Source organism: Streptomyces sp. NBC_01306, from assembly GCF_026340465.1.
In the GTDB taxonomy this organism is placed as follows: Bacteria; Actinomycetota; Actinomycetes; order Streptomycetales; family Streptomycetaceae; genus Streptomyces.
The window spans coordinates 1,323,494-1,338,596 of record NZ_JAPEPC010000001.1 but is presented as its reverse complement, the minus strand read 5'-3'; the positions used below and the strand labels follow the sequence as shown (position 1 = coordinate 1,338,596).

The following is a 15,103-nucleotide window of genomic DNA, read 5'->3' as shown; positions in this document are numbered from 1 at the left end:
CCCTCGCCGATGCGGGGCCGCCGCAGTCAGGCTCTCAGCCGCAGCCCCCTGGGGGTGGCGACGAAACCGGCTGCCTCCAGGGTCCGGCCCATGTCGGAGGTGAGAGCGGCCGCGCCGTTGGTGCGCTCCACGGTCACAGTGCCCAGCGCCCCCGAAGCCGCCGCCGCGGCGAGCGCCTGTCCGGCGGCCAGCAGTCCGGGGTGGTCGGGCTCGGTGGGCCAGGCCAGCAGGCTCTTGCCGCCGCGCTCCATGTAGAGGATCAGCTCTCCGTCCACGAGGACGACCAGAGCGCCCGCCTTGCGGCCGGGCTTGTGGCCCACCCCGCCCGGGGACTCCGGCCAGGGCAGCGCCGCTCCATAGGCGTTCGCCGGATCCGCCGCGGCGAGCACCAGCGCCCGGCCCGGTGCCCCCGAATCCGTACGGTCGCGGGCGGTGGCCGCCGCGCGCAGCCGGTCGACCGCGCCGTCCATAGCGAACTGGGCCGCGCCCAGGCCCTCCACGACATAGCCCCGCCGCGCCTGCCCGCTGTCCTCGAACGCGGAGAGGATGCGGTAGACCGCGGAGAAGCCGCCCTCGACCCCCTCGGCCGATACCGCGCCACGGGTGACGACGCCGTGCCGGTCCAGGAGCGTGCGGGCCAGGGCATGAGCGCGGTGGGTCGCCTCCGGCTCGGCGGCGGGGAGCAGGGACCAGCGGCCCGCCACGGTCGGCGGGCCGGTACGCGAAGCGGGGCGCGCCGCGCCGGTGAGAGTGCCGTACCGCCCCCGCGGGACCGTCCGGCGGGCGCGGTGGGCGGTGGAGCCCGCCGTCCGGCCCGAGCCGAGCAGGGAACGGAGCGGGGCCAGGGTGTCGTTGGTCAGCCTCCCCGACCAGGCCAGGTCCCAGATGGCGTCGGCCAGTTGGGGATCGGTGCAGTCCGGGTGGGTGGTGGCGCGGACGTGGTCCTTGAGCTGGCGGAAGAAGAGTCCGTAGCCCGGGGCGAGCGCCTGGAGCACGGACTCGTGCAGCGCGCTCAGTTCCAGTGGGTGGGGCGGTGGGACGAGCAGCGGCGCGCTGTCCGCGAGGAAGAGGGAGATCCAGCCGTCCTTGCCCGGCAGCGCGCCCGCTCCGGCCCAGACGACCTCACCGGTGGTGGTGAGTTCGTCGAGGAGCGCCGGTGTGTAACCGGACACCCGCGACGGCAGGATCAGTCTCTCCAGGGCGGAGGCGGGGACGGGCGCCCCCTGGAGCTGCTCGACGGCGCGCGCCAGGCCGTCGATGCCCCGCAGGCTGCCGGCCCCGAGGTGCTGCCACTGCGGCAGGAACGAGGCGAGCGCCTCGGGCGGTACCGGTTCGAGCTCCTCGCGCAGGGCCGCGAGGGAGCGGCGGCGGAGTCTGCGCAGCACCGTGGCGTCGCACCACTCCTGGCCGATGCCGGACGGATGGAACTCGCCCTGGACGACCCGGCCCGCGGCGGCGAGCCGCTGCAGCGCGCCGTCCGTGACCGCGCTGCCCAGGCCGAAGCGTGCCGCCGCCGTCGACGAGGTGAACGGGCCGTGCGTCCGTGCGAAGCGGGAGAGCAGATCGCCCAGCGGGTCCTTGACCGGCTCGGTGAAGGCCTCGGGCACGCCCACCGGGAGGGCTGTGCCGAGCGCGTCCCGCAGTCTGCCCGCGTCCTCGATAGCCGCCCAGTGGTCGGTGCCCGCGATACGGACCCGGATGGCCCGGCGGGCGGCCGCGAGGTCCGGCGCCCACTGCGGTTCAGCCCCGCGCTCGGCCAGCTCGGCGTCGGTCAGCGGGCCGAGCAGCCGCAGCCGGTCCGCCACCCCCTCGGCGTCCTTGATCCGACGGTCCTCCGTCAGCCACTGGAGCTCGCGCTCCAGCTCGTCCAGCACGTCGGCGTCCAGCAGCTCGCGCAGTTCGGCCCGGCCCAGCAGCTCGGCAAGGAGCCGGGAGTCCAGCGAGAGAGCCGCCGCCCGGCGCTCGGCGAGCGGGGAGTCGCCCTCGTACAGGAACTGGGCGACATAGCCGAACAGCAGCGAGCGCGCGAACGGTGAGGGCTCGGCCGTGGTGACTTCGACGAGGCGGACGCGGCGCGACTCGATGTCGCCCATCAGCTCGGTGAGGCCCGGTACGTCGAACACGTCCTGAAGGCATTCGCGGACGGCTTCGAGGACGATCGGGAACGAGCCGAACTCGCTGGCGACCTGGAGGAGCTGGGAGGCCCGCTGACGCTGCTGCCACAGGGGTGTCCGCTTGCCGGGGCTGCGGCGCGGCAGGAGGAGGGCGCGGGCGGCACACTCGCGGAATCGGGAGGCGAAGAGGGCCGAGCTGCCGACCTGGTCCGTGACGATCTGATTGATCTCGCCCTTGTCGAAGGCCACATCGGCCGCTCCGAGCGGGGCCTGCTCGGTGTCGTACTCGACGCCCGGCGCGGCCGGGTCGCCGTCCAGCAGGTCGAGGCCCATCAGATCCGCGTCGGGGAGCCGCAGCACGATCCCGTCGTCGGCATGCATGACCTGCGCGTCCATCCCGTACCGCTCGGAGAGCTTGGCGCCGAGTGCGAGCGCCCAGGGTGCGTGCACCTGCGCGCCGAACGGGGAGTGGACGACCACCCGCCAGTCGCCCAGTTCGTCACGGAACCGCTCCACGACGATGGTCCGGTCGTCCGGCACATGGCCGCAGGCGCGGCGCTGCTCGTCCAGGTAGGACAGGACGTTGTCAGCGGCCCAGGCGTCGAGCCCGGCAGCGAGCAGCCGCAGCCGGGCGTCGTCCGGAGCGAGGCCGCCCACCTCGCGGAGGAACGCGCCCACGGCGCGGCCCAGTTCGAGCGGGCGGCCCAGCTGGTCGCCCTTCCAGAACGGCAGCCGGCCCGGCACCCCGGGGGCCGGGGTGACCAGCACCCGGTCGCGGGTGATGTCCTCGATACGCCAGGACGTGGTGCCGAGGGTGAAGACGTCGCCCACCCGGGACTCGTAGACCATCTCCTCGTCCAGCTCACCGACCCGCCCCCCGCCCTTCTTGGGGTCGGCCCCGGCGAGGAAGACTCCGAAGAGACCGCGGTCGGGGATGGTGCCGCCGGAGGTGACAGCGAGGCGCTGCGCCCCGGGGCGGCCCGTGACCGTACCGGCGATCCGGTCCCACACCACGCGCGGACGCAACTCCGCGAAGGCGTCCGACGGATAGCGTCCGGCGAGCATGTCCAGGACCGCTGTGAAAGCGGACTCGGGAAGCGCGGCGAACGGCGCCGCGCGGCGCACCACCGCCAGCAGGTCGTCGGCCTGCCAGCTGTCGAGAGCCACCATCGCGACCAGCTGCTGGGCCAGTACGTCCAGCGGGTTCGACGGGATCCGCAGCGCCTCGATCGAGCCGGTGCGCATCCGCTCGGTCACCACGGCGGCCTGCACCAGGTCCCCCCGGTACTTGGGGAAGACGACACCGGTGGAGACGGCGCCCACCTGGTGCCCCGCGCGCCCCACCCGCTGGAGGCCGGAGGCCACCGATGGTGGCGACTCGACCTGGATGACCAGATCCACCGCTCCCATGTCGATCCCCAGCTCAAGACTGGAGGTGGCCACGACAGCGGGCAGCCGGCCCGCCTTGAGATCCTCCTCGACCTGGGCGCGCTGCTCCTTGGACACCGAGCCGTGGTGGGCGCGGGCGAGCAGCGCGGGCGCGCCCTTGGCGGCGCCCGACTCGGCCATCACCTCGGCGGGGGAGTGGGCCTCCGGCATGACCTCCCCGGTGGCCCGCTCGTACGCGATCTCGTTCAGCCTGTTGCACAGGCGCTCCGCCAGACGGCGGGAGTTGGCGAAGACGATCGTCGAGCGGTGCGCCTGGACCAGATCCGCAATGCGCTCCTCGACATGCGGCCAGATGGAGGGCTTCTCGGCCTTGTCCGGGTCCGTGTCGGATGCCAGGGAACCGCCCAGCTCTCCGAGGTCCTCGACGGGGACGACCACCGAGAGGTCGAACTCCTTGCCGGAGGGCGGCTGCACGATCTCGGCCTTGCGCTGCGGCGAGAGGTAACGGGCGATCTCGTCCACCGGCCTGACCGTCGCGGACAGACCGATCCGGCGGGCCGGGCGCGGCAGCAGCTCGTCCAGGCGCTCCAGCGAGACGGCGAGATGGGCACCCCGCTTTGTGCCGGCCACCGCGTGGACCTCGTCGAGAATCACCGTCTCGACGCCCGCCAGCGCGTCACGCGCGGACGAGGTGAGCATCAGGAACAGCGACTCGGGGGTGGTGATCAGAATGTCCGGCGGCCGGAGCGCCATGGACCGCCGCTCGGCGGCCGGGGTGTCGCCGGAGCGGATACCGACCCGTACATCGGGCTCGGGCAGTCCGAGCCGCACCGACTCCTGGCGGATGCCGGTGAGCGGGCTGCGGAGATTGCGCTCGACGTCGACGGCGAGCGCCTTGAGCGGCGAGACATACAGGACCCGGCAGCGCTTCCTGGCATCGGCGGGTGGTGGCGCCGACGCCAGCTGGTCGAGGGCGGCCAGGAACGCGGCGAGCGTCTTGCCGGAGCCGGTCGGGGCCACGACCAGCACGTCGGACCCGGCACCGATCGCCCGCCACGCACCGTCCTGGGCCGGAGTGGGCGCGGTAAAGGCCCCCGTGAACCAGCCGCGGGTCGCGGGGGAGAAGGAGTCGAGCGCTGACCTCACCATGTCCCCCATCGTGCACCCCACCACTGACAACCGCCCGGACCTGGGGAAACAATGAAGTCATGGAGCCATGGGGAACACCGGCGCCGGGTGGCGAGGAGCGTGCACGGCACTGGCGGCTCGACGAGCTGCCCGGGGTCGATCTGCTGCACGCCCGCTACATCCGCAAGTCCTTCCCCCGGCACACGCACGAGTCGTTCGTCATGGCCGCGATCACCTACGGCGTGGAGGCGTTCCACTACCGCACCGAGCTGGTCAGGGCGGGGCCGGGCCAGCTCGCTCTGGTGAACCCCGACACCGCGCACACCGGGTTCGCGGGCGTGCCCGAGGGCTGGATCTACCGCACGCTCTACCCGTCCGCCGAACTGATCGCCGAGGTCGCCGCCGATATCAGCACCCTGCGCGGCTCTGTCGGTTTCACCTCACCGGTCGTCGACGACCCGGAGGCCGCGCGCCTCGTCGTCGGTGTGCACCGGGCGGCCGAGCAGGGCAACGCGCTGGCCGCCGACAGCCTGCTGCGGCTCGCCGTCGCCCGGCTGCTGCGTACCCACGGGGGCGGGCTCCCCGAGCGTTCGCCGCGCAGCGCGGGCGCCGAGAACGCGGCCCGCGCGCGGGCCGTGCTGGAGGAGCGGATGGTGCGGCCGCCATCCCTCGACAGGCTCGCCGCCGACCTCGGCACCAGCCCGTTCGCCCTGCTGCGCGCCTTCCGGGCGGCGTACGGGATGCCGCCGCACACCTGGCTCACCGACGCGCGGGTGCGGCGGGCCAGGCACCTCCTGGAGGCGGGCACGACACCCGCGGAGGCGGCGGCCGCCGTCGGATTCACCGATCAGCCGCATCTGAACCGGCATTTCAGCCGGATCGTAGGGGTGCCGCCGGGCGCGTACCAGCGGGGCCGCGCAAGAACGTACAAGACCGGACCGGAATCCTCCTCGTAACGTCTGCCCGGTGGCAGTGGAACGGACAGTACCTACGGACTCCGGCGCAGATCCGGAACAGAGAGCGGACTCGGCCGTCATCAGGGACGCGCTCGGTGTCGGCGTCGCGGTCGGGCTCTCCGGGTTCGCCTTCGGTGTGACCTCGGCGGGCTCCGGTCTCAGCCTGTTGCAGACCTGTCTCCTCAGCCTGCTGGTCTTCACCGGCGCCTCACAGTTCGCGCTGGTCGGGGCGCTGGCGGCGGGAGGCAGCCCGTTCGCCGCCGCTGCGGGAGCCTTCTTCCTCGGCGTCCGCAACACCTTCTACGGGCTGCGGCTGTCCCAGCTGCTGGCCCTGCCGCGCGCCGTACGCCCCTTCGCCGCCCACTGGGTGATCGACGAGACGACCGCCGTCACCCTGGCCCAGCCGACCCGGCGTGCGGCCCGGATCGGATTCACCGCCACGGGGCTGACCCTGTATGTGCTGTGGAACCTCACCACACTGCTCGGCGCGCTGGGCGCGGAAGCGCTCGGCGACACCGGGGCCTGGGGCCTCGACGCGGCCGGGCCCGCGGTCTTCCTCGCCCTCCTCGCCCCCATGCTGCGGACGACGACGGAGCGGGCGGTCGCCGGGCTGGCCGTCGTGCTGGGCCTCGGGCTGCTGCCGCTGGTGCCCGGCGGGGTGCCGGTACTGATCGCCGCGCTCGCGGCACCGGCTGTGCTGTTCCTCAAGGGGCGCGGCGTCAGCCGTACGAGCGGGGTGGCGATGCGGGTCCGGGGCGGCCGGGCGGACCGGAGGGGCCGGACGGACCTGAAGGACCAGAAGGATGTGAAGGACCAGAGAATCCTGAAGGACCAGAGAATCCTGAAGGACCAGAAGGACCAGAAGGACCTCGAAGAGACAGAGAAGAAGGGGCAGGAGCGTTGAGCGTCTGGATCGCGATCGGGGCGACGGCCGTCGGCTGCTACCTCGTCAAACTGCTCGGTCTGCTGGTCCCCGCGGGGACGCTTGAGCGGCCGGTCGTCAAGCGGCTGTCCTCGCTGCTCCCGGTCGCGCTGCTGGCGGCCCTCACCGCTCAGCAGACCTTCGCGGACGGCCACCACCTCGTACTGGACGCGCGAGGCGCGGGGGTCGCGGCGGCGGCGCTCGCACTGGTGCTGCGCGCCCCCTTCCTGGTGGTCGTCGGAGTCGCCGTGGCAGTCACCGCCGGGGTGCGCGCACTGGGCTGAACCCGGCACACCGGACATCTGCTCACGCCCACCCCCGCACCGCCGCGCGCGGGGGCGGGCGGTCAGACGACGTCGCGGCCGTGGGCCCGCAGCGTCAGCAGCGCCTGGACCGTCACCATGGGCCGCGCCTCGATCTGCGGAGCCGGCGCCCAGGAACGCCAGTTGACCGGCCAGCCGCCGTCCTCGCGCTGCTCGCCCGCCAGGAAGTCCAGCGAACGGGCCATCTCCTCGTCGGTGAACCAGCCGCGCGCCAGGGAGCCGGGCACGCGTGCGTAGTCGTACGGAAAGTGTTGTTCCCCCGGCGCGTACCCCGGCGCGACCGGATACGACGCGCGGTCCTCCGGGTCCAGCACGGCCAGCCGCTGCTCCCGCACCTGCCGGCCCAGCCGGTCGGCAGCCGCCTCGGCCCGCGACCGGTCGGGGACGCCGTCCAGGAAGGCGACCGCCGCCTGGATCTCGTACGGGTGGGAGTGCTCCAGCGCGTCGACCGCGTTCCAGCAGAAATCGGTCGCCCGGAAGAGCCAGGCGTGCCAGACCTCGTTGCGGTGCAGCACGCCCACCACGGGCCCGGTGGCCAGCAGCTCGCTCGGCGGGTCGTCGACGACCGGGATGAACGGCGCGCACGGGTAGCCGCGCTGCGAGGGGTGGACCGCGGGCAGCGCGCCGTCCCTGGTGGACACCTCGGTGAGATACCGGCACACCCGCTCCACCCGCATACCGCCGCAGCGCCCCACGGAGTCGAGGACGTGCAGCGCGTGCGCCGTGTGCAGCGGCTGGCTCAGCGGGCCGCGCAGATCGGGTTCGAGTGCGTGTCCGTACCCGCCGTCCTCGTTGAGGTGGGCGGCGAGCGCGGCTTCCACCGCGTCGGCACGTCCGTCGAGGAAGTGGTACGCGAACCGCCGCTGTTCCAGCACCCGGGCCGTCAGCCAGATGAAGTGCTCGGCGCGTGCGAGAGGAGATAGTCCGGTTCCAGCCATGCTCCGAAGGTAGAGCGGAATGAGCCCAGGGCAAGGGCGCCGGGCAAGGCTGCACTCTCAGGGGCTGGATACTGAAGTCATGCGGTTGACGATTTTCTGGGAGCGGATGGCGGAGCACTTCGGCGAGGGGTACGCCGATTCGTTCGCCCGCGACCATGTGATGGCGGAGCTGGGCGGCCGTACGGTGCACGAGGCACTGGCCGCCGGCTGGGAGACGAGGGACGTCTGGCGGGGTGTCTGCGCGGCGGCGGACATCCCCGAGGACCGGCGCTGAGCGCCCGCGGGTCCGGGGGCGTGCGGCCGGTTGTCACACGGGTACGCGAGACTGGGCCTGTGCCACCGACCGTCTGTGCCACCGACCGATGACCGATGAGACTGCCGAGGACCAGATGACCCCGGACGAGACCGCCGCGGACCGGACGAACGCCGACCGGACGCCCGCGGACGGGACGCCCGCGGACGGGACGCCCGCGGACGGGACGCCCGCGGACGGGACGACGACTACGGACCGGGCCCCAGGCTCCGTGCCGCCCCCTCCCGCCGCCGGGCGTGGTGCGACGGGCCGGGCGGCGATGCCCCGCTGGCTGCCCAGGGCGATGGTGCTCGCCCTCGCCCTCGTCGCCTGCTTCCAGCTGGGCAGCTGGGCGTTCTACCAGCTCATCGGGTTGCTGACCAACATCCTCATCGCGTTCTTCCTGGCTCTCGCGATCGAGCCGGCGGTGGGACGCATGGCGGCGCGCGGCATGCGCCGCGGTCTCGCCACCTTCCTGGTCTTCTTCGGGGTGGCGCTCGCGGCGGCCGGTTTCGTCTTCCTGCTCGGCTCGATGCTGGCCGGACAGATCGTGGACATGGTCGAGGAGTTCCCCAAGTACCTGGACCTGGTGATCAACTGGACCAACCACACCTTCCACAGCGAGCTGTCGCGGGTGCAGGTCCAGGACAGCCTGTTGCACTCGGACTGGCTGCAGAAGTACGTCCAGAACAGTGCGAGCGGTGTGCTCGACGTGTCGACCACCGTGCTGGGCGGCCTCTTCCGGCTTCTGACGATCTTCCTGTTCGCCTTCTACTTCGCGGCCGACGGCCCACGGCTGCGGCGCGCGCTGTGCTCCGTACTGCCGCCGTCGAAGCAGCCCGAGGTGCTGCGGGCCTGGGAGATCGCGGTCGACAAGACCGGCGGTTACCTCTACTCGCGCGGTGTGATGGCGCTGATCTCCGGCATCGCGCACTACATCCTGCTGGTCGCGCTGGGTGTGCCGTACGCCCCCGCGCTCGCGGTGTGGGTCGGCCTCGTCTCCCAGTTCATCCCGACCATCGGCACGTACCTGGCGGGTGCGCTGCCCATGCTGCTCGCCTTCACGGTGAACCCCTGGTACGCGCTGTGGGTGCTGGTCTTCGTGGTGATCTACCAGCAGTTCGAGAACTACGGGCTCCAGCCGAAGCTCACGGCGAAGGCCGTCGACATCCACCCCGCGGTGGCCTTCGGCTCGGTCATCGCGGGTACCGCGCTGCTGGGGGCGGTCGGTGCGCTGATCGCCATTCCGGCGGTGGCGACCCTCCAGGCGTTCCTGGGCGCCTATGTGAAGCGGTACGACGTGACGGACGATCCGCGCGTCCACGGCAGGCGCGGACTCCGTGACGTACGGGGGCTCCGGGACGCGGCTGCGGTGTTCCAGGGGCGGGTCCCGCGACCGGGGATCGGTGCCGAGGACACCGACGGCTGAACATCCGCGTGGTGCGCTTGACAGTAAAATCGAACAGCCGTTCTTATGGGGTTCTGGCCGGGTACTCGGACGAGTCGTCGACTGCGGTGTCCACCGAGTTGTCCGCCGAGTTATCCACAGGCGGGACGGGCTTCGGAGCCCATTGTCAGTGGCAGGGGTTAGCGTCATTGACGTGAAGCGATCGACTCAAGCAAATCGGGTGGAACCCATGGCAGCAGGCAACGACCGCGAGAAGGCGCTGGACGCCGCTCTCGCCCAGATTGAACGGCAATTCGGCAAGGGCGCGGTGATGCGCCTGGGCGAGCGGCCCAACGAGCCCATCGAGGTCATCCCCACCGGGTCGACCGCCCTCGACGTCGCGCTCGGTGTCGGCGGTCTGCCGCGCGGCCGGGTGGTCGAGGTGTACGGGCCGGAGTCCTCCGGCAAGACGACGCTGACGCTGCACGCGGTGGCGAACGCGCAGCGGCTCGGCGGCCAGGTGGCCTTCATCGACGCCGAGCACGCACTCGACCCCGAGTACGCGAGGAAGCTCGGCGTCGACATCGACAACCTCATCCTGTCCCAGCCGGACAACGGCGAGCAGGCGCTGGAAATCGTCGACATGCTGATCCGTTCCGGCGCGCTCGACCTGGTCGTCATCGACTCCGTCGCGGCTCTGGTGCCGCGTGCGGAGATCGAGGGCGAGATGGGCGACTCGCACGTGGGTCTGCAGGCCCGGCTGATGAGCCAGGCGCTCCGCAAGATCACCGGCGCGATGAACCAGTCCAAGACCACCGCGATCTTCATCAACCAGCTCCGCGAGAAGATCGGCGTCATGTTCGGCTCCCCGGAGACCACCACGGGTGGCCGGGCGCTGAAGTTCTACGCGTCGGTACGGCTCGACATCCGCCGGATCGAGACGCTGAAGGACGGCACCGACGCGGTCGGCAACCGCACCCGGGTGAAGGTCGTCAAGAACAAGGTCGCGCCGCCCTTCAAGCAGGCCGAGTTCGACATCCTCTACGGCCAGGGCATCAGCCGCGAGGGCGGCCTGATCGACATGGGCGTGGAGAACGGCTTCGTACGCAAGGCGGGCGCCTGGTACACGTACGAGGGCGACCAGCTCGGGCAGGGCAAGGAGAACGCCCGGAACTTCCTGAAGGACAACCCCGATCTCGCCAATGAGATCGAGAAGAAGATCCTGGAGAAGCTGGGCATCGGTGTCAGGCGGGAGGCCGAGCTCGGAGCCGAGCCGGCCTCGGACGCCGCAGGCGCCGGTGTGGCCGACGAGGCAGCGAAGACGGTTCCCGCTCCGGCCGGCGGCAAGGCCAAGACGGCCAAGACCGCCGCGGCCAAGAGCTGACCCGTGGTCCGGAGAACCGAATGGCCGGAGGCCACCGGCTCCGGGGGGCCCGGGGGCTCCGGAGCCGGTGACGTAGCCGGCCAGGGGGACGGAGGGGCGGGATCGCGGCGGCAGCGGTCGCAGCAGAAGCGGGCCCAGGACCAGGGCTCGCAGAAGCCGCAGGATCCGGCGGAGCAGGCTCGGGCCATCTGCCTGCGCCTGCTCACCGGGACCGCGCGCACCCGTAAGCAACTGGCCGAAGCACTGCAAAAGCGGGATATCCCCGACGAGGTCTCCGAGGAAGTGCTGTCCCGCTTCGAAGAGGTCGGGCTCATCGACGACGCGGCTTTCGCGGATGCCTGGGTGGAGTCCCGCCACCGTGGACGAGGGCTCGCCAAACGGGCGCTCGCGCGGGAGCTCCGTACGAAAGGCGTGGACTCCGAGCTCATCGAGGAGGCCGTCGGGCAGCTGGACTCCGAGCAGGAGGAGGAGACCGCCCGGGAACTGGTCACCCGCCGGCTCCGCTCCACACGGGGGCTGGACCGCGACAAACGGCTGCGCCGCCTTGCGGGCATGCTCGCCCGCAAGGGATACCCGGAGGGCATGGCCCTGCGGGTGGTGCGGCAGGCACTGGAGGCGGAAGGCGAGGACCTGGCAGACCTGGAACACGGGGGGTTTCAGGGCGACGGGTAGCCGGACTGCGGGTGCCGGGCTGTGGGGGGTCGGGTTGTGGCGCCGGGCTGTATGCGGTCGGGCTGTGGGCGCCGGGCTGTGGGTAGCCGGGCGACGGCTCACGCCGCCGCCCGGGCGTTCAGGGTGCGACGACCGGGAGGCCTGCCGCACGCCAGGCCTGGAAGCCGCCGATGAGGTCCGTCGCCCGGTACAGGCCCAGCTGTTGCAAGGACGCCGCGGCGAGGGACGACGCATAGCCCTCGTTGCAGATCACCACGGTCCGCAGACCGTGGCCGGTGGCCTCCGGCGCACGGTGGCTGCCCTGCGGATCGAGCCGCCACTCCAGCTCGTTGCGTTCGACGACCAGCGCCCCGGGGATCAGCCCGTCGCGCTCCCGTAGTTCCGCGTACCGGATGTCCACCAGCAGCGCCCCGTGCGCCGCGGCGTCGAAAGCCTCCCGGGGCCCGATCCGGTCGAGCTCCGCCCGTACCCTCTCCAACAGCTCGTCCACGGAGAGCGGTTCGGGTACAGACACCGGTTCGGGCAGGGGGTCCGGATCTGACACCGAGACCGGTTCGGGGACGGTGACTGGTTCGGCCACGGGGACTGGTTCCGGCACGGGGACTTGTCCGGGCACGGGGCGCGGCTCGCTCACTCCCACTCCCCGGGGTGCTCGACCTGCTCCAGGCGCAGCAGGGGGCCGCTGCGGCTGTAGCGGCGCATCAGTGGCAGCGGCGGATAGTAGGCATGCACCGAGACCGCATGCTCGGCGGCCGACTGATTGAGCACCTGGTGGACGTGGTGGGCGCCGAAGGCCCGTCCGTCGCCCTGCGTCAGCTGCCGGGTGCGGTCGACTCCGTCGGCCAGTTCGAGGGTCTTCCATCCTTCGGTGGGCAGCCGTGCGGCCAGCGAGTCCTCCGTGAGTACGCCCGCCGCTGTGGCGAACGCGCCCTGGGAGCCGCCGTGGTCGTGCCAGCCGGTGCCGGTGCCGGGTGGCCAGCCGATCAGCCAGGCCTCGCTCCCGCCCGGACCGTCCAGCCGGATCCAGGTGCGGCCCTCGGGGTCGAGCGGGAGTGAGCGGATGAGTTCGGAGTCGGCGGCGGTACGGCGTACGAAGTCGAGGAGCCGGCTCGCGGTGGGCGCAGCGGAGCGCGCGGGCGCCGGGGCAGGCAGGGGTGCGGAGAGAGACATGATGACCGTCCGGAATGGTTCGCGGGGACGTGCGGCGCGGCAGCCCGGAACAGCACGAGGGCGGTCCGAACAGCACGAGGGCGGTCCGGAACAGCACGGGCGGTCCGGAACAACACAGGACAGCCCGGAACTGCACGGGGCGGCGCAGGCACGAAGGGGAAAGTGCGAATCAGCGGGACGGGCGACACACGCAGCCCGCATAGCGGACGAGGTCCATATGGACCCTCCGCCACAGGCGCACATCGGTGTCGGTCACGCTCCGCAGTACACCATGTGCGCCCAGGACGGTCAATTGACGTCCGCGGTGCTCTCCTCCCGGACCGCCGTCGCCGCCCCGCCCCGTGCGGCGTCGGCCGCTTCGTACAGTTCGGCGGGACGTACCCCGTTGAAGGCCGCCACCAGATGTCCGTCGGGACGCACCAGCAACACCGTGTGCGCCGAAGCGCCCGGGTAGGTCTCGGCGACCAGGAGTTCGGCCTCGACCGGAAGCGCGCTCACCGCGGCGGCCAGCCTCGGCATCACACCCGCCTTCACCCAGTGCCGCCGGTCCCACACCCCCGTACCCGGTGCGATCAGCACCACCATCAACTGCCCGCGTCCCAGGCGTTCGCGCAGCCTTACGGCCGTACCGTCCGGCGCCGTGACCTGTACATCGGCGACCGGAGCGCCGGCGGCGGTCCCCACCGCGGTCTGTGAGGGGGTGCGCGGGGGCGCAAGGGGCGAGTGGGCGTACACCGGGGGCGCGCCCAGCGCGCCGCTGCCCAGATGGCCGTCCGCGAGGAGGGCGTCGTGCCCGCGCGCCCTGCCGGGCAGATACGCGCGCAGCCCACCACCGCCGCGCAGTATCGGCAGCGACTGGTCAGCGGCGCGCAGCCGGGCGGCGACAGCGGTGCGGCGTTCCGCCTGGTAGCTGTCGAGCAGCAGCTCGGAGGCGCCGTGGTGCCAGGTCTGTGCCAGCTTCCAGGCGAGGTTGCCGGCGTCCCGCAGCCCCTCGTCCAGCTCCTGGGTACCGAGTGCGCCCAGCAGATGCGCGGCGTCCCCGGCCAGGAACGCCCGGCCCACCCGCCAGCGCCTGGCCAGCCGGTGGTGCAGGGTGTAGACGCCGGTGTCGATCAGTTCGTACGGAGGTGTCTCGCCGCCGCACCAGCCCGCCAGGGCGGCCCGGACCCGCGCCACCAGCGCCTCGGGGGTGACCAGTTCGGCGCGCGGCGGCAGCAGCCAGTCGATCCGCCAGACGTCGTCCGGCAGTGGACGGGCCGTCACCTCTTCCCCGCCGGTCCGCCAGGGCGGCAGCCGGTGCAGCAACGCCTCGCCGGGCCAGGGCAGTTCGGCGCGCAGCGCGGCCACCGCGTGCCGCTCCACCGCCGTACGGCCGGGAAACCGGATGTCGAGCAGTTTGCGGACGGTGGACCGGGCTCCGTCGCAGCCGACCAGGTGACTGCCGCGCCACCAGGTGCCCTGCGGGCCTGCCGTGTGCACGGTGACGCCGCCGCGGTCCTGTTCGATGGTGTCCACCCGGCTGCCGGTGACCAGCCTCACCTGTTCCCGGTTCGCCACCGCGGCCCGCAGCCCACGGGTCAGGGCGTGCTGCGGCAGATGGAACGGGGAGGGCCCACCCGGACCGGGTCCGCCGAACCCCTCGGCCGGGTCAGGCCCGTTCGGCCCCTCGGAGCCATTGACCACACCGGTGCCATGGACCACACCCGTCCCACCGGTCTCGTCGGACCCGCGAAACTCGTGCGGACCGAATGAGCCGGATGGGTCTGAAGTGTCCGGAATGTCGACCGGCTCGCCCCGCCTACCGGTCGTGCCGGGGCCGCCGATTCCCTGACCGCCGATTCCGCCGCCGATCCTCCGGCCGTCGTACGCCACCGAACCGGCGGGGCCCCGGCCGGGCTCGTCGAAAACGACCCGCTGCATCAGCTGACTCCGCCTGACGGACCGCCAGGCGGCCCAGCGCCCGGTCTCACCCGGGGCTGTCGTGCAGCCGAGCCGGCCCAGGAAGTCGGCGGTCTCCGGGCGCAGTACGACGGTGCGGGCGGGGCGCGGTCCGTCCTCGCCCGTTCCCTCGTCGAGCACGACGGAGGGCACATCCTGTGCGGCGAGCGCCAGGGCCAGCGCGAGCCCGACCGGGCCCGCGCCGACGATGATCACCGGGTCCACGGTGCGGCTCCTCGAACCCGTGCGGAGAGGTGGCTGATGGCAGATAGAGCCCGGTGCGCGATCACAGAACGTATGCAACCCACTGCGCGTGCTTGCGTCAAGTGACGGCCGGATGTGGCGGAGCCGCTCCCCGGCCCCCGAGCCGATCTCCGAACCGGCCCCTGAGCTGGTACCCGAGCTGCGGAAAGCAGCGGAGACAGGTGGACGGCGGGCAGCCACAGCCGCTGCCCGCCGTCCGTGCCCGGAACGAATCCGTGGCTGGAAT

At 72.4% G+C, this 15,103-nt stretch carries 13 protein-coding genes; 7 read left to right on the top strand and 6 right to left on the bottom strand.

Features of this window, described 5'->3' with window-relative positions; translation table 11 throughout:
• Nucleotides 1-26: 26 nt before the first annotated feature.
• Nucleotides 27-4,652 (bottom strand): ATP-dependent helicase, encoded by a 4,626-nt coding sequence (locus OG385_RS05605; RefSeq protein ID WP_266852383.1) that lies wholly within the window; start codon nucleotides 4,650-4,652, stop codon nucleotides 27-29.
• A 59-nt stretch (nucleotides 4,653-4,711) separates the two neighbouring features.
• Between OG385_RS05605 and OG385_RS05600 the strand changes: the two genes are divergently transcribed.
• Genes OG385_RS05600 through OG385_RS05590 form a run of 3 tightly spaced genes read left to right on the top strand, consistent with a single transcriptional unit; the run spans nucleotide 4,712 to nucleotide 6,793 of the window.
• Nucleotides 4,712-5,587, top strand: coding sequence for an AraC family transcriptional regulator (locus tag OG385_RS05600; RefSeq protein ID WP_266852382.1), 876 nt, complete (start codon nucleotides 4,712-4,714; stop codon nucleotides 5,585-5,587).
• A 16-nt stretch (nucleotides 5,588-5,603) separates the two neighbouring features.
• Nucleotides 5,604-6,491, top strand: coding sequence for an AzlC family ABC transporter permease (locus OG385_RS05595; RefSeq protein WP_266860654.1), 888 nt, complete (start codon nucleotides 5,604-5,606; stop codon nucleotides 6,489-6,491).
• Entirely contained in the window at nucleotides 6,488-6,793 is a 306-nt protein-coding gene (locus OG385_RS05590) for an AzlD domain-containing protein (protein WP_266852381.1), read from the top strand. The genes OG385_RS05595 and OG385_RS05590 overlap by 4 nt, the downstream gene beginning before the upstream one ends.
• A 62-nt stretch (nucleotides 6,794-6,855) precedes the next feature.
• On the opposite strand, the gene OG385_RS05585 is transcribed toward OG385_RS05590, so the two are convergent.
• On the bottom strand, nucleotides 6,856-7,770 hold the full coding sequence (locus OG385_RS05585) for a hypothetical protein (protein WP_266852380.1): 915 nt from the start codon (nucleotides 7,768-7,770) through the stop codon (nucleotides 6,856-6,858).
• Between the two features lie 79 nt (nucleotides 7,771-7,849).
• On the opposite strand from OG385_RS05585, the gene OG385_RS05580 reads away from it, so the two are divergent.
• From OG385_RS05580 to recX, 4 genes are all read left to right on the top strand, one after another.
• On the top strand, nucleotides 7,850-8,044 hold the full coding sequence (locus OG385_RS05580; protein ID WP_266852379.1) for a DUF3046 domain-containing protein: 195 nt from the start codon (nucleotides 7,850-7,852) through the stop codon (nucleotides 8,042-8,044).
• Between the two features lie 298 nt (nucleotides 8,045-8,342).
• A complete protein-coding gene (locus OG385_RS05575) occupies nucleotides 8,343-9,491 on the top strand; it encodes an AI-2E family transporter (protein ID WP_266860652.1) in 1,149 nt (382 codons plus the stop codon).
• Nucleotides 9,492-9,699: 208 nt separating this feature from the next.
• Complete coding sequence (gene recA / locus OG385_RS05570) at nucleotides 9,700-10,833, top strand: recombinase RecA (RefSeq protein WP_266852378.1); 1,134 nt, start codon at nucleotides 9,700-9,702, stop codon at nucleotides 10,831-10,833.
• Nucleotides 10,834-10,836: 3 nt separating this feature from the next.
• The gene (recX, locus tag OG385_RS05565) at nucleotides 10,837-11,505 is read left to right on the top strand and encodes a recombination regulator RecX (RefSeq protein WP_266852377.1); all 669 of its coding nucleotides are present in this window, start codon (nucleotides 10,837-10,839) and stop codon (nucleotides 11,503-11,505) included.
• Nucleotides 11,506-11,623: 118 nt separating this feature from the next.
• On the opposite strand, the gene OG385_RS05560 is transcribed toward recX, so the two are convergent.
• The 4 genes from OG385_RS05560 to OG385_RS05550 all read right to left on the bottom strand — a co-directional run bounded on the left by OG385_RS05560 (nucleotide 11,624) and on the right by OG385_RS05550 (nucleotide 14,838).
• Entirely contained in the window at nucleotides 11,624-12,031 is a 408-nt protein-coding gene (locus OG385_RS05560; RefSeq protein WP_266860650.1) for a rhodanese-like domain-containing protein, read from the bottom strand.
• Between the two features lie 104 nt (nucleotides 12,032-12,135).
• Nucleotides 12,136-12,675, bottom strand: a complete 540-nt coding sequence (locus OG385_RS05555; protein ID WP_266852376.1) for a cysteine dioxygenase — start codon at nucleotides 12,673-12,675, stop codon at nucleotides 12,136-12,138.
• Nucleotides 12,676-12,844: 169 nt separating this feature from the next.
• Nucleotides 12,845-12,916 (bottom strand): putative leader peptide, encoded by a 72-nt coding sequence (locus OG385_RS37355; RefSeq protein ID WP_311136958.1) that lies wholly within the window; start codon nucleotides 12,914-12,916, stop codon nucleotides 12,845-12,847.
• A 47-nt stretch (nucleotides 12,917-12,963) separates the two neighbouring features.
• Complete coding sequence (locus OG385_RS05550; RefSeq protein WP_266852375.1) at nucleotides 12,964-14,838, bottom strand: FAD-dependent monooxygenase; 1,875 nt, start codon at nucleotides 14,836-14,838, stop codon at nucleotides 12,964-12,966.
• Between the last annotated feature and the right edge of the window lie 265 nt (nucleotides 14,839-15,103).